At 52.8% G+C, this 14,645-nt stretch carries 6 protein-coding genes and 1 pseudogene; 3 read left to right on the forward strand and 4 right to left on the reverse strand.

The genetic code is table 11. The annotated features are described in order from the left end of the window. Positions 1–196, forward strand: a pseudogene (locus NKJ34_RS14100) (IS1595 family transposase); the annotation flags it as partial. Position 197: 1 nt separating this feature from the next. On the opposite strand, the gene NKJ34_RS14105 reads toward NKJ34_RS14100, so the two are convergent. The 4 genes from NKJ34_RS14105 to NKJ34_RS14120 form a co-directional block, all read right to left on the reverse strand. Beyond that, positions 198–1,184: a hypothetical protein gene (locus tag NKJ34_RS14105; protein WP_253738959.1), complete on the reverse strand. Its 987-nt coding sequence runs from the start codon at positions 1,182–1,184 to the stop codon at positions 198–200. 19 nt (positions 1,185–1,203) lie between these two features. Beyond that, entirely contained in the window at positions 1,204–4,053 is a 2,850-nt protein-coding gene (locus NKJ34_RS14110; protein ID WP_253738960.1) for a UvrD-helicase domain-containing protein, read from the reverse strand. Continuing rightward, positions 4,050–6,710 (reverse strand): PD-(D/E)XK nuclease family protein, encoded by a 2,661-nt coding sequence (locus NKJ34_RS14115; protein WP_253738961.1) that lies wholly within the window; start codon positions 6,708–6,710, stop codon positions 4,050–4,052. The genes NKJ34_RS14110 and NKJ34_RS14115 overlap by 4 nt, the downstream gene beginning before the upstream one ends. Positions 6,711–6,794: 84 nt before the next feature. Then, entirely contained in the window at positions 6,795–10,646 is a 3,852-nt protein-coding gene (locus NKJ34_RS14120; protein ID WP_253738962.1) for a PAS domain S-box protein, read from the reverse strand. Between the two features lie 297 nt (positions 10,647–10,943). On the opposite strand from NKJ34_RS14120, the gene NKJ34_RS14125 reads away from it, so the two are divergent. Both NKJ34_RS14125 and NKJ34_RS14130 read left to right on the forward strand, forming a co-directional pair. Beyond that, positions 10,944–12,017: a helix-hairpin-helix domain-containing protein gene (locus NKJ34_RS14125; RefSeq protein WP_253738964.1), complete on the forward strand. Its 1,074-nt coding sequence runs from the start codon at positions 10,944–10,946 to the stop codon at positions 12,015–12,017. A gap of 153 nt (positions 12,018–12,170) precedes the next feature. Then, on the forward strand, positions 12,171–14,633 hold the full coding sequence (locus NKJ34_RS14130) for an AAA family ATPase (protein ID WP_253738965.1): 2,463 nt from the start codon (positions 12,171–12,173) through the stop codon (positions 14,631–14,633). Positions 14,634–14,645: the final 12 nt, after the last annotated feature.

A 14,645-nucleotide genomic window follows, 5' to 3' on the forward strand; every position in this document is an offset into this window, starting at 1 on the left:
CGAGTACGTTGATGGAGACGTTCACGTGAACACCTGCGAGAGCCACGGATCGCTGGTGCGATCCTGGCTCTCACCCCATCGAGGTGTCTCAAAGGATAAACTCACACCGTACCTCAGAGCGTTTCAGTTCCGACGTGAGGTCTTCAGAAAACCAGGTGAAGAAGCTCTAAAAAGCATCCTCGAAGCTGCACTATGACTCACCAACAATCTCCGCCACAAGAGCGATTGTAGTATCGAGGGTTGCTATCCTCGTCTGGACGCCGCTTTCGCCATACTGGCTCGTAGTTGATGATTTTGGATGAGTTCTTGTGTTGGACCGTTTCGTAGATCGCTTGCTCTGCACGCCGGCCCCAATACGCAAACTCACCTTTGTTCGCACTCTCGTCTTTCAGGGCGAACACACAGAGATTCCCCCGTCGCTTGGATTTATTGAGGTTGTTGAACGTCTGGAACGGGGTTTTGAGTGTCGACGTCTCGGCTTCGATAGAGAGTCCGTCGGCCCCCGAAAGCTCCCACACTGGGGGATACTGTTCTTGGAGACGATCTTTTCGCTGTTGGATCTCTTCGATCACCTCGTTACCGGAGAGTGACTCGTCGACGTCAGTCACGTCGATTGGCGAATCGGCTACTCCATCGGGGAGTTCGCCACCGTCCTGTTGTGGCAACCACGTCTCATACCCGATCTTGGTGAACGCAGTAAACGCCTCTCGAAGCACCCAGCGGTGGTCGTCGCCACCGCCACTCCCGGCCGATCCGGTGTCTCTCTCGAAGACTTTGGCCTCCCCCGCTGGTGTGAGCGAAATGTGGGATTCGCCGTCAACTCGCTCTGTCGTAACGTACTCGGTACTATCGAGTTTCTCAAGGATGTTGGATAGTTCCGAATAACTCGTCCCGACATCATCTGGGAGCCTGTCTGTGAGGCGCTCTTTCACCTCGTCATTGGGGACTGCTCCTGTTGCCTCTCGGCCTGTCTGCACTGCTGCCGCAAAGATCGACTCAAGGATCGTCTCAAGATGGGCCTCGGTTGGATCTGTCGACGCACCGGCCGGACCACTGCCACCGCCAAACTCGGCTGGTACGTCTCCACTGTCACTGCCACCACTACCGCTTGCCCCGCCGCTTGTCCGTCCGGGGACTGGATTATAATTGCATAGAAACCGGTTCCTTGGTTTTCGACTTATCACACGTCCCGATGTTATCTTGTCATGACCGCAGATTCAAATCCGTGAGCTCACGGAGATCCGCCCGACTAATCGGTTCAATTGTCACTCGGTCACCCTCGGCGGTATAGAATATCGAAGCACTCACGGTGTGGTCTGGAAACCATTTATCCAAAACATGGTAATAGACACTCAGCTGCTTCCGGTACTCTGGTTCTGCATGCCGTGAGAGATCCGTTTTGAAATCAATTATTTCCGCTCTATCCGAAGTAACATGGACCAAATCAACAATCCCTGAGATGGTTACATTCCCGTGTTCAGTTTCTAATGGGAGATAGGTTCGCTCCTCAACGTGGAATTCACCAGGTAAGGAGTCGATAAGCGTCTTGATATGCTGTTTATCATCATTGTCTGCCGTAACATCTTCTCCGAGGACGTACGCCTCAGCGAACTCATGGACGTCTGAGCCGAACTCCATTCCACGCCCCTCGGTGACATCATCATAGACCGAATCGTCCATGAGCGAGTGTGGTGAATACCCTTCAGGTCCGTCAACCACCGGCATATCCGCACGAAACTCCCGTTTCGACGAGGCGTCACGGTCATTCATGTCGACTGATGGGTCGACGGTCTCGATATCGACCGGAAGTTCTTCCAAGAAAGTGTTTGGTTCCTCTCCCGCAGCGAACACGAGATGGTTCTCTGCCCGAGTCATGGCAACATAGAGGAGTCGACGTTCCTCATCGTAGTCGGTCGGGATACAGCGTCGGAGAACGTCTGCTCGCCAGTTGTCGTAGATATGCGGGACGCCGTGTGCCTCTGCGTACGTCTTTCGGTGACGGAGCCCAGTTGTCTCCGAAAACGTGATCGTACCGCCATGACTGCCTGATGGCGGGAAGGCTCCGTCGTTCATATTTGCGACAATCACGATCGGATACTCCAATCCCTTGACCGAGTGGATCGTCTGTACAGTAACCGAGTCCGAGCCTGCAGGTGCCTCCACCTCCTGAGTGTATCCGCTCTCGATCCCGTCCGTGATGAGTCGAATGATATCTCCCCGTGTCATCGTCGTCGAGGTATGAATCAAGTTCAGGGTCGTAAGCAGCGCATCGACCGTCGACTCACGGTAGCCGTATCGATCGAACACCCGTCGCATGACCGCACCATGCGTTTCGAGTGCTGTGAGTTCTGACCGGAACGACTGCATTTCGGACGGATACGATCCCGTCTCCAGGATATGTGTTATTTCATCGAGCGTGTATCCAGCACGTTCTAACACAACGGCCCAGCCACGGTCTGCGTCGGCGTTGTCTTCGAGTATCCGAAGCCATGCCAAGAGCAGTTTCGCGCTGTCGCGCCGGAAGAGCTCTATGCCCCCCTCGTACGCCATCGGGAAATCATACGCGTCAGCGACAGAGAGTAACTCACGCCCGTAATCTCGGGTTCGGGTGAGGACCGCAATGTCGTCGTACGTCGGTTGACGGAGCTCGCCGTCTTCTTCGATGGCGTACTCGTCGTTGTCGACGATGGACTCGATTTTCGACAGCACGGCCTCGTGTTCATCGGTGTGGTGGAATGCTTCGATCTGGGAATGGTCGTGCTCGGTATTCGAGCACAACGACACGACATTCTCAAGGACCGCCTCCTTGTCTACCGATTCCTTGCTACTTCCCGGTACGACGAGAGCGTGCTCAGAGAAATCAAGAATCGACTGGGTCGACCGATAGTTCTGTTCGAGCTCAATGCGATTGATCGGCGAGAGCGGAAACGACACTCGCTCGGCGTCATCGTTGAGCTCTGTGGCAAACTGGTTCAGACGAGACTCAAACTCGGTGATGTTCTCGATAGCGGCATACTGAAACGAGTAGATGCTCTGTTTCCAATCACCCACAACGCAGAAATTCTGCGTCCCAGAGAGGAGTAACGCGAGTTTGAACTGTATCTCGCTCGAATCTTGGAACTCATCGACCATCACGTACTCAAATGAGATCGACTCTCTGAGCCTGTCGTCTTCACAGCAGAGGACATACGCGAACAACTGCAAAAACGAGAAGTTCAGATAGTTCCGCCCGAGTGCGAACTCGAGGTACTCAAAGTAGACATCATGCACAAACGAAAACAACTCGCCACGATCCTCATGGAACGCTAGTTCAGCTACTTCGTCAGGAACTGCTTTCGAGCCTCGTTCACCACGGAGTTCGTGTCGGTCTGGCGCATTCGGGAGGTAGAGCTTGTTCTTCCCGTATCGACCCAGATTTTTTCGAAGCGTCGACTGTCTACTCCCACCGTTTTGCGGCTCGTTGACCGAGTCAAACGCGTGCTTGAACGTATCGTAGTCCCCTTCCAGAACAGCTTTGGAATTGCGATACCAGCCAGTCTTAGTCGGGAACACGCCTTTCGAGGCGAGGTTCTTGATCAAACTCAGTAGCTCTGTCGGATCAGAAAGCGTTCGAAGAACCCCGGCATATTCCTCGTGTGCATCGGTGAACTGATTGATGAACTCTCTGAACTGTTCGGTTTCGATACTCTCGTCTTCCAGGATTCGAGTCGACCCCGTGATTGAGTCATTGATACCGAGATACGATGGGGTGTGGAATCCGTGCTCGTCGAGGATATCGCTACAGAGACTATGGAACGTCTGGATCGGTGCATCGTTCAGTGCTCGCAGATCGTAGTCACAACTCGCACTGATCCGGTCTTTCATCTCAGTCGCCGCATTTCGCGTGAACGTGATAAGCAGGACGTCCTCCGGTTCGATGTCGTCCTGTGCGAGGATATTCGCGTAGCGTCGAGTGACAGTGAATGTCTTTCCAGTTCCGGCACCGACGTCGACGAGATAGATACCATCTGTGCCGTCGATGAGTTGCTGTTGTTTCGGATTCGGCGACGTCATTGGGTTCCCTCCATATCAGCAGCCGCCACTGGCTCAAATTCGTCGGCCACCGATGTGTTCGGGCGTTCCTCCGTCAACAGCAGATCTCGGTGGTTTACGTACCGATAGTTCGGCTCACCGGCCCGTCCGTCGACCGGGAAGCGATCTTTCCCGCTCCGATAATGATTCAGGTCTGCAATCTGCTCGGAGACAAACTCCTCGAATGCGTCGACGTCCCCTTCGAAGTACGTATCCTTCCGATAGCCACAAAGGTGTCTACAGGCCTGTTTACAACCGTTTGTGACATACTTGTAGTCACCGACCTCGTCGACCATCCGTTCGACGAGCGTCTCACCGAACTGAGAATCAAGCATCTCGTCGGCATCCCGAGTGCGTGGGAGTGGGTGAGTGCTGACGACGTCTTGGAAGGTATCGTAGTCGACCTTCGAAAACGTCTTATTGCAGTCGTTTGAGGCGTCCTCACAGAGTTCTTCAAACACAGCGGGTGAACGAACAAACTCAGCAAACGAGGTTGGTCGATATTCGACCGTTGTCAGGCAGTCGCTGAGTTCGGCATCACCGGCGACGGCATCATCAAGCGTCTCAAGGAAATGGAAGAACGTGAATTGAAGCTGCTCACCAGGCTGCTGCTGTCGCCAGTAGGTAAGATAGAGCAGTGCTTGGAAATTTGGTTTGTCGCTTGGCTCATCAATCGATGATCCCTTCGTAATCTGTGAGGCACGTTTCCGTCGACCGCTCTTGTAGTCCACGAGGGTGGTGGGCGACGACAGCAGGTCGATTTTGCCCTTCACGCCAAGTTCTGTATCATCGAACCAGCGTTCAGTGACAGGTGAATCGACTTCCATGTCGAAATATTCGACAAAGAAATTCTCTCCCCACCCACTCGATGGAGTCACAAACGAGGTGTCGGTTGGTGCATACTCGTCGAGGAACTCCAGTATCGTCTCCAAGCCGACGCGGTAGCGGGTGCGTCTCGTCGGGATGTCCACAGACCGATGGAACGGGCGTGCTTCCTCAATCATCGCATCGACGATGTCTTCGAGTGGATGGTCCTCGATCGTCGACGGATGGTTGACCGCGAACTCTGCGAAGTCATGGAACAAATTACCCTCCTTGAAGTAGTGCGTATCTGGCGAGTCGAGGATCCGGCCGAAAAAGTAGTCCCGTGGTGAGTTTGCATACGAGTTTAGACTCGATTGACTAACACTCTCAAGTGGTTCATATCCACTTTCTGCATCGAGTGGCTCCTTCCCAAACCCGCCTTCTGTCTGTCGAGTCGGTCGAGTATGCGTGATCGAGTCGAGGTCGCTAAATCGGTCGAACTCGTCGTCAAGTAGTTCCTCGAAATACAGACACGGGGTCACTGGAGAGCCGCCGGTGGAGTCCTGCACCAAGTAATATCGCTCGACGCCACTCTGTAGGAGCGATTGGAACCCGTCGATATTTCGCTCAAATTCCGAGTCACGGTCGACCCACGGTCGGTTGGGTGATGTATGGGTCCAGTCCTCATCGAGACCTAGGAAGAATACGAGGGGACGATCAACGAACGATGCGGACTTTGCGTCCGCAAGGAGCACACCCTCGTTCTCACGCGCGATTGGAACATCATATGTGTCGAAATAGTACGTCAGCCGGTCGACGAGCTCAGTAGTCGCCTGTTCCTCGATGACTTCCAAGGCCGCTAATTCTTCCCTGAGTGTCTCTAATTCAGCACCGGAGCGAGTCTCATAGACCGACAGAAGCTCGCCAACAGTCGGAACTGTGTCTGTATCGAGTAACGGTTCCAGCCATTCGAGCTCTTCTGAGACGATATCGACGAGTCGCTTTTCGTCATGATCGACGGGGAGATCCTCACCGAGGATAGTCAGAAGCGGCTTGACGACACGGACACGTGTGTCAACACCACCTGTGACGTACCGAAGGAGTTGGATGAACGCTCGATGATCAGCCTGATCTATGAATCCCGGACCGCCATAATATGGAATATCGGTAGCTTCGAGTGCCGACTCAACAAGCGGCGAATACTCGCTTCCCTCGTCAAGCACGACAGCAATATCATCAGCATTCGAGGTAGATATGGTCTCCAAGAGCGTCTCTACAATGGCGGTTGCTGATTCAAAAATTCGAAACGGCGGGAGTTCGTACGGTTCGTCGACAAAGCGGTCGACTGTATCGTACTCCTCGGGGAGGATTGATCGTTCAAGTGCTGTGAGTTGGTCCTCACCCACAACAGCCACTGATTCTGCTGTCGACTCGTCGATCTGGTACTCCGTCAAAATCTGCGAGGACGTGTCGACTGAACGAATCGTGTCGATAACCTCTCGATTCGCAGCTGTATCGTACCCCTCGTACTCCAAGATGGCCTCCGGTCGACCTTGATACTCCCAACACTGGAGGATGTCACCGACTGATTTGGAGACTTGCTTCCAACTCAAATCGGTTCTCCGAATCACTTCGAGGAAGGCAGTTCGATCCTCGGCTGTCTCTCGACGACGTGTTGCAAGCCGGCGGGGCGTTATTGCAAACGGACCAAAGTGGGGTCGGTTGAGTCGACGATTGAGTGCATCGGCAAGCGGAGAGTCGGGTACGAGAACGAGGTCGTAGTCTGAAACCTCTTGATAGAGTTCACCAAGAGGTTTCGATCGCTTAACAGGCACGCTGAATGTCAATCACGTCAGTATAATATAGATTTGGGTAGCTCGGTATGATTGAAACAACGAACACCACAGACATCGCGGGTGTCACTCACGTTTTTCTGCGACGGGGAGTTTGATGCGGACGAGACTCCCACCGTGAGCCGGGGTTTCGAACTCCAGATCACCGCCGTATCGTGTGACAACCCAGTTGACTACCCAGAGACCGATCCCACTGCCATGATTGAGTGCTGTTTCTTCCCCCGCAGTAAGCACGTCAAGTTCTCCGGAGGGAATCCCCGGCCCGTTGTCTTCGATCTCTATAGCAACCCACCCCAGCCGATCGGTGGCCTCAGTCACGCGGACACATAGACATGGGTCATCGGCGTCATTGTGTTCAACCGCATTCGCGATGAGATGGTGGAATCCTCGTTGGAGAGGGATATCAGCGAGAACCAACTGGGAGTCTGGGAGTTCGGTTGTCACTGTCCCATCAAACGAGTCCTCGATAGTATCGATCTCCTCACGAAGTAAGTTGACGACATCAGTCGGTTTGCGGACGATATCTTGATTGATTACGTTTCGAGCATCGCTGGCAGCCTCTATTGTCCTTAGGAGGTCACTCGTATTCTGCTCGATAACCTCAGCATGGTCGGCCGTCTCGTTATCAAGCTCTTCGGTTAACATCTTGGCCCGACCGATGATCACGGTCAGATTATTCCGAAGGTTGTGGCGCAGTACACGATGTAGCACTTCTGATTGTTGACGACGTTCCCGTCGACCGGTAATCTCCTGGACTAACATCAGGTGGTGTTTAGTCCCGTTAATTTCGACGGCTGTCGTGATGCTTTCTACAGTGACCGTCGACTGATCAGTGCGGACGTGTTCGGTCTGTTCGGTTCGTGTCTCGTTTAATTCGAACGAGTCCCAGTAGGCATCGAACGAATCGGATGAAAGATCTGCGATCGTCTGCCAAATAGGGGTGTCCTGCAACGTCTCGCGTCGCTGACCGACCAACTGTGCGTAGTGGTCATTGAGATACTCGAAGTGTCCGTTTTCGTCGTACATCGTCAGCCCGATTCCGGCCTGCGTAATGGCTTGCTGGAACACACGCAACTCGGCTTCCCGTTGTCGACGCTCAGAGATATCCCGTACTGCACCGACTGCTCCACGGAAGCGCTCGTCGTGAGGGAGCAACGACACATCGACTTCGACTGGCGTTTCGATGTCATCACTACCGACCAGTGTTCCTTCGTATGAGCTGACGGTTGTGTCTGGCGTGTCGATGAGGTGTCGTTCTACTGCCTGTCGGTCGGCCTCAGTCGTTTCCGAGAGGATCGTCGAAATGTGTACTCCCTCGAGATCTGTTGGCGTTTGCCCGACTGCAGCGGCTAGTGGCTTGCTTATCAGTTCAATGTAGCCCTCGTTGTCGACGACGTACCGCTTTTCTTGAACGGTCTCGAATAGCGTCTCGTACTGTTCGAGTTCCTGTCGACGATCCATCCGGGAGAACGCACTCGCCGCATTAACCGTCAGCAATTGTGCTCGCTCGACATCGGCTGCATCGAAGCTGCCTGTTTCGTAGCCTCCGACGCCTAACACTCCGTGTTCGCCGAGCGGAATAAGCAGCAGTGATTCAACCGGATCAAACATCTCGATTGAGAGTTCGGGCCGGTCAGCCACGTCAGCAACGATAATTGGCTCGCCTGTTTCGAAGGCTTCCAACAGCGGCCCCTCGGCTTGATAGTTTGGGGGGCCATCGAACATCTCGTCGACCCGATCGGCCCACGCGACGGGGGTCAGTGGTCTGTCGTCACTATGATCCTGTAGATAAACGACGGTGAGTTCGTGGTCAAGGATTTCCACGGCTGCATCAGCAACAATATTGGCAATCTCATTTCGAGAGTCTGCATCCATCAGGTCCTGTGTCGTCGAGAGCAGCCGTCGACGGATCTCTCGGTTTCGGTACGGATCAGTAATATCGGATTGGCTGCCGAGATACCGGAGTAGCGTCCCGTCAGTATCGTAAATTGGCGTCACATCCAGTCGGTTCCAGAACGTCGAGCCGTCCTGCCGGTAGTTCTTGATTTCTGTCGTATATGGTTCCTCAGAGTCGATGTGTTCCCGGAGTGAGGCCACCGTCTCAGCGTCGGTATCGGGCCCTTGGAGGAACCGACAGTTCTGCCCGAGTATCTCCTCGGCGTTGTAACCGGTGAGGTTCTCGAAGGCGGTATTAACGAACACTAGTGGGTTATCCTCCCGTGTGGGATCTGCCAGTGTCAGTGGGAACGATGCTTCCTTCATCGCACGTTCGAGGATGTATAGTTCCTCTTCGCGCTGTTTTCGGTCGGTGATATTCGAGAAGAAGACCGAGAGACCGTGCTCGTCGGGGTAGGCGCGCACCTCGAACCACACGTCGAGCGGTTCGTACCGCTCCTCAAAGGTAACGGTGGTTTGTTCGTCCAGTGCCCGGTGGTACTCTTGATAAAATGTCGTCTCGACGGCCGCTGGTATCTCATCCCAGAGATGTTTGCCAATTAGTTCCTCGTTGTCGTAGTCGGTGCCCATCGCTTGACGGAGCACGTTCCCACCGGCGTCGTTGACATACTGGACGTGCCAGTCGTCGTCGAGGCCGAAAAATGCGTCATCGATACGTTCGAGCAGGCTTTGGTTACGTTGTCTGGCCGTCTCAACCTCTTCGAGGTATTCGCGCCGTTCAAGCTCCTGTTGGAGCCATTGCGACATATATTCGAGCAGCGTCTGCTCTATCTCGGAGAACGGTTCGGTCCGAGGATCAGTATCTGCGAAACAGATCGTGCCGTACAGGGTGCCATCGACTGTAACTTTCGCGCCCATATAACAGCCGAGTCCAAACTTCTGGTAGGCTGGATCGCCAGTCATCCCTTCAGTTGCGGCATCATTGTAAACAAGCGGCGAGTCGACATCCTCATGTAGCGTTCGACGGCAGTACGTTTCTTTGAGGGCAGCTTCGTTCCCCGACTGGATGAGCGGGTGATCACCGACGGCCTCGACGATTTCGAAGTGATCACTTTCTTTTTCGATCTTCGATAGAAAGCCGATGTCCATTCCGAGGTATTCAGCACCGAAACGCAGCAGGTCCTGCACTTGGGTCGTGAGGTTTTGTGAGGGGTCGGCGGTGATTTGTTGTAAGCGTTCGAGTGCGGCTTGATTGTCTTCTAATTGCTTCTTTTGTGCTCTGCGTTCGCTGATATCCCGCACCGCGGAGACGACGTACTTTGATCCATCAAGCATCGCCGGTTTGATCTTTACTTCAACCCAGATCTGTCGACCATCGTTGGTTGGATCCGGCCAAAGGAAGGTTTCCGAAGAGCCCGCTGCAGCGCGTTGGACCATCTCAACTGCCCTCTTTTCAGTAAACTCGTCGTTGTGACCGACTAGATCTTTAAGTGATAGGTCAGTCGTTTCGGGATCATATCCCAACATTTGATAGAATGTATCATTACAGGTGATGATTTCGCCCGTCTCTGGATGGTGAACCACGATCCCGTCACTGGTTTGATTGAGCAAATCCGTCGGAAACCGGTGGTGGCTGGCTTGTGCGACGGTGTGTTTAATCTGGGTAGCGATCGTTTCAGCGTGGCTGTCGACACTGAGTGGAATTACCTCGGTAACCCCGTTTGTATACGCGACTGCAGGATTGATTTCGGTACCGACGACGATTTGTGGCGTCGTTTTTGATGATTCGAAGGCGGTCCGAGATCCGTCTTGAGGAACGCAGTCGACATAAACGGCACCGACAGTCGAAGCCTCTAGCGGCAACTCTGTGAGTTCGTCCGCTGTGATACTGATTACGGTGTGTTTTGAGTCTTCGGCCTGGAGCAGCGAGTGTAGCGTATTGCGAGCCTGCAAATCATCACCAATGAGAACAAGTTGCAAAGAGGGTGCGTCATTAGGATTGGCTTCTGTCCCGGACTGCATTATATAGTATTACGACGAAAAAACGTTAAACCTATCGGTCAATTGTTTTATTGATGAGCGAGTTTATCCGGGTGCACTCGCTATGATCAGCAACTGAAACAGTTTCTATGGCATCGGCATTAGTTATCAATTTGCTTGATCAAATCCTGCGTGGCTCTGTTGAGTGCGGCGCGTTCTGAAGAAGTAGCACTCATTGTGTGTAGATCACGGCTCCTAGTGAGACGTCGATTTCCTGATATGCGATACGTTGACAACAAAATGTTTATTCAATATGGATATAAATAAGATATTCAGTAAATGAAGAATAAACCCACGAGGCTTATTCAAGATGCGACTGGACGGTACAAATTAAAAATATCACTGCCCGGGGGCCGATATCAGCTCTCCTTAGATGACCGTGCAGTAAATCTTCTCAAGGATCGGCTCGGGTTGTCGGTCAGAAGTACCCTCTCCGATCACTTTGTTCCCTTTATTCTTGCTATGGGTGACGGCTGGTTTCCTCGTCAGCGCGATGTCGACCAGGTCATTCGGGACTTTTCTGTCGAGGGCTCGCTAACCGGGAATGAGCGAGCGGCGCTGACAGCTTACGTTACCGAATCATATCTCACCGAACGAAACGAAGAACGAGTTCGTCGGGTACTTGAGGACTCACCACTTTCCGAGTCCGTATCGGCGTCCGATCTTCAGATCAAGGAATTACCATCTGTTCCAGAAAGTCTCTTTGTGTCGGATTCAGACGAGTCCGAACAGACCGGCGTAGTAACATCTTCGTCCAAATCCGAGCCATCGGAAGAAACCGAAGCAGATCCCACCACCGAGATGGCCGCATCGGATTCCACGGTTGAGGACGACCCCGACCCTGAGACAGTCGAATCACTACAACAGATTCCCGGGATCGGTCCACTACGTGCAAAACAACTCGTTGTTGGCGGTGTGAAGTCGATAGAAACACTCGCAGATTCACGACCGAACGAGTTAGCGACGATCGATCAGATCAGCGAATCGATCGCGACGGTCGCAATCGAAGGAGCCAGAGAGCTGTTGGGACAGACACCACCAGTAGACCAACGCCTCGAAGCCCAGACAGGGGTAGAGAAAGAAGAATTTGCGTCAGCGTTGTCGTCGTTGGCTGCCTCCGGAGTACCGGCCTCCGAAGCGGCTCCGAGTTTGCGTGTACTGTATGGCCCGACAGTCGCTGATATCGATGTGGTAACGGGTCAACAAGCATACTTCCTCTGGGAGGCAGGCTATCAGACACCGCACGATATCGTTACTGCATCACAAGAGGAGCTGACGGATGTTATGCAAGTTGGGACGACCACTGCCGAACGGATTCACTCCGATGCTGTCGACTTATTGGGGCGCTATTGATCATATCCAAATTTAACCGAAACTTAGAGAACCTATGAAGGACACCCGACATGATCACATTGAGGTTGTGCAGCCTCACATTACGCACCAACACCAGGAGATCACTGGTTTCTCTGAGACCGAGCAGCAGACTATGAACCAGTCGACATACGAATGAGCCTTGAGAGTGAAGCCCAAGAGATCGCCGCAGAATTCGGAGTTCCCAAAGAGGCCGTCGAACGTTCGATACGCAACCATCTGCGACACGTCTCGCTGCACGAAGCGGTACACCTCGCTCGGATCGCATACGAAAAAAGTATGGAAGAGAGGAATTCGTCGTCAGAGGGTCGAGATCTCGAGGCGATCACGGATCCTCTGGAGTCGGTATCTGTCACTGTGACGGTTCTCACTCAAGGAACACGGAAGGTCTCCTACGGTGATGAAAAAGTAGTTATTTATGAGGGAAAAGTCGCCGACTCGACCGGCGTCATGTATTATACTGGGCACAGTAGTTTCGATTTTGAGGTGGGTGACTCAATTACTGCTACTGATGCTTCGACACACGAATGGAGGGACGATCTCCAGCTCTATTTCAACCAGTCGACGACAGTCTCGATGGCCGACGAGCCAGTCGATGTCGATCACTCGATCGGTGGCGACACCGATTTAGACGACTTCTCGGTCGGAGATCACGGTCGCAATATCGAGGTGAGGGTCCTCCAAACCGAATCAGATACCACGGATACATCGACCGACAACAAAGAATTGCTCTCAGGTATGCTCGCAGACGACACTGCTCGGATTCCGTTCGTCGATGAGGCTTCCCACCCCGAACTCAAGCCCGGTATGAAAGTTCGGATAGAAGACGTGTATATGAGTACACGGGACGGGTCTCCGACAGCCATCTTGACCGAGTTTTCGACGGTCACACAGCTGACGACCACTGGAAAAACAATTCGCAGCAGTGCGATCGTCGACAGTGATCACGAGTATCTCGACCCCCCTCCTGATGTGGATTTTTCGGATATTGCAGGGATGTACGAGCTTCGAACACAACTTCGAGAGGAAGTCATAGAACCCTTTAGTGACCCTCGGTTCGACGAGTACGACGTTTCGAAGGGCAATGGCATCCTGTTTTATGGACCGCCTGGAACGGGCAAGACACATATCGCGACAGCAGTTGCTGGCGAACTCGGATACAATTTCTTCGAAGTAGATGTGAGCGGGCTTCGTAGTCGTGAATTTGGGCAAACGCAGAGCAACATCACAGAGGTGTTCGAGATCGCAGAAGCCAATCAACCCTGTGTCATGCTCTTAGACGAACTCGACACTATCGCACCGACTCGTGATACCCGTTTACATCAGGCACGTGCGGAGGCTGTTAACCATCTGTTTCGACGTATCGAAGCGGTCAACGAAGAAAACGGAGATATCGTTATAATTGGTACGACAAACCGCGAAGAACAGATCGATGCAGCTGTAAAGCGCACCGGTCGGATCGACACGAAAGTCGAATTCGAGTTGCCTGACGCCGAGAGTCGTCTCGCGATTTTGAAACAAGAACTCGAATCGTTTACTGGTTCTGTCGAACCAGTCTGGGATGATCAAGCATTCAGCGACACATTCGTAGACGCGACAAGTGACTTCACACCGAGTGATATCGTCCAGATTGCCGACTCTGCACAGCGGGAGAGCCTCCGTAGGACTACCGATGACGAAGTCCCACACGTTACGAGTGAACTCATCTTAGAGGAATTAGACACGGTGGCTGCGGAACAGCAAGAGGCTACTGCTGGCCAGTTCCTTGCAGAGACTCCTGAGATCGATTTCTCGGACGTTGGAGGAATGAGCGAGACAAAAAACCACCTCAAGGAAACGTTTCTTGATCCCATATCTGATCCAGAACTGTACGAACGGTACGGTCTTGAGATTCCAAACGGCGTTTTATTGTATGGACCACCGGGGACTGGAAAAACATATATTTCTAAAGCATTAGCAGGTGAGGCTGACTATGCATTTCTCTCAATTACTGCCTCAGATGTTGTGAGCAAATGGGTCGGAGAGGCAGCACAGAATATCCAACATCTGTTTCAGACTGCTACGGAGGTTGCTCCAGCGATCGTATTCATCGACGAGATTGATGCACTCGCGAACGACCGTGATGGGCACATGACTAATTCTGAACAACAAGCGGTGAATGAATTATTAGCCCAGATATCTGCCCTTGAGCAATCCGATGTATTCGTGATCGGAACGACGAACCGCCCAAGTATCATCGATGGCGCACTCACACGGGCAGGCCGTCTCGGCGAAACGATCGAGATCCCACCTCCGGATGGAAACACCTGCATCAAGATTCTGAGAAAACATCTTGAATGTCCACCTGTCGACGAGGAAAATATTGACTGGGATCTGATCCAACAGACTATCGAAGACAACAGCACTCCAAGGCCCTATGTCGCATCTGATATAGAAAAGATAGCGAAGACAGCCACTCGGTATGCAATGGATGGGGCAGCAGTAGACGACCTACAATCAGTCACCCAAGAGCATATCGAACGAGCGATCACAGAGACTGAGCCGAGTTTGCGTGATTTGCAAATTGAGTCACAGATTGGCACGAGCAGTACCGTATAAAGCGTCAATCGT

The sequence above is a fragment of the Halohasta salina genome (genome assembly GCF_024178165.1).
Taxonomy (GTDB): Archaea; Halobacteriota; Halobacteria; order Halobacteriales; family Haloferacaceae; genus Halohasta; species Halohasta salina.

Excerpts from the sequence above, each read along its gene's own strand:
- NKJ34_RS14125 (WP_253738964.1), top strand. The coding sequence starts at position 10,944 with ATGAAGAATAAACCCACGAGGCTTATTCAAGATGCGACTGGACGGTAC.
- NKJ34_RS14120 (WP_253738962.1), bottom strand. The coding sequence starts at position 10,646 with ATGCAGTCCGGGACAGAAGCCAATCCTAATGACGCACCCTCTTTGCAA.
- NKJ34_RS14110 (WP_253738960.1), bottom strand. The coding sequence starts at position 4,053 with ATGACGTCGCCGAATCCGAAACAACAGCAACTCATCGACGGCACAGAT.
- NKJ34_RS14130 (WP_253738965.1), top strand. The coding sequence starts at position 12,171 with ATGAGCCTTGAGAGTGAAGCCCAAGAGATCGCCGCAGAATTCGGAGTT.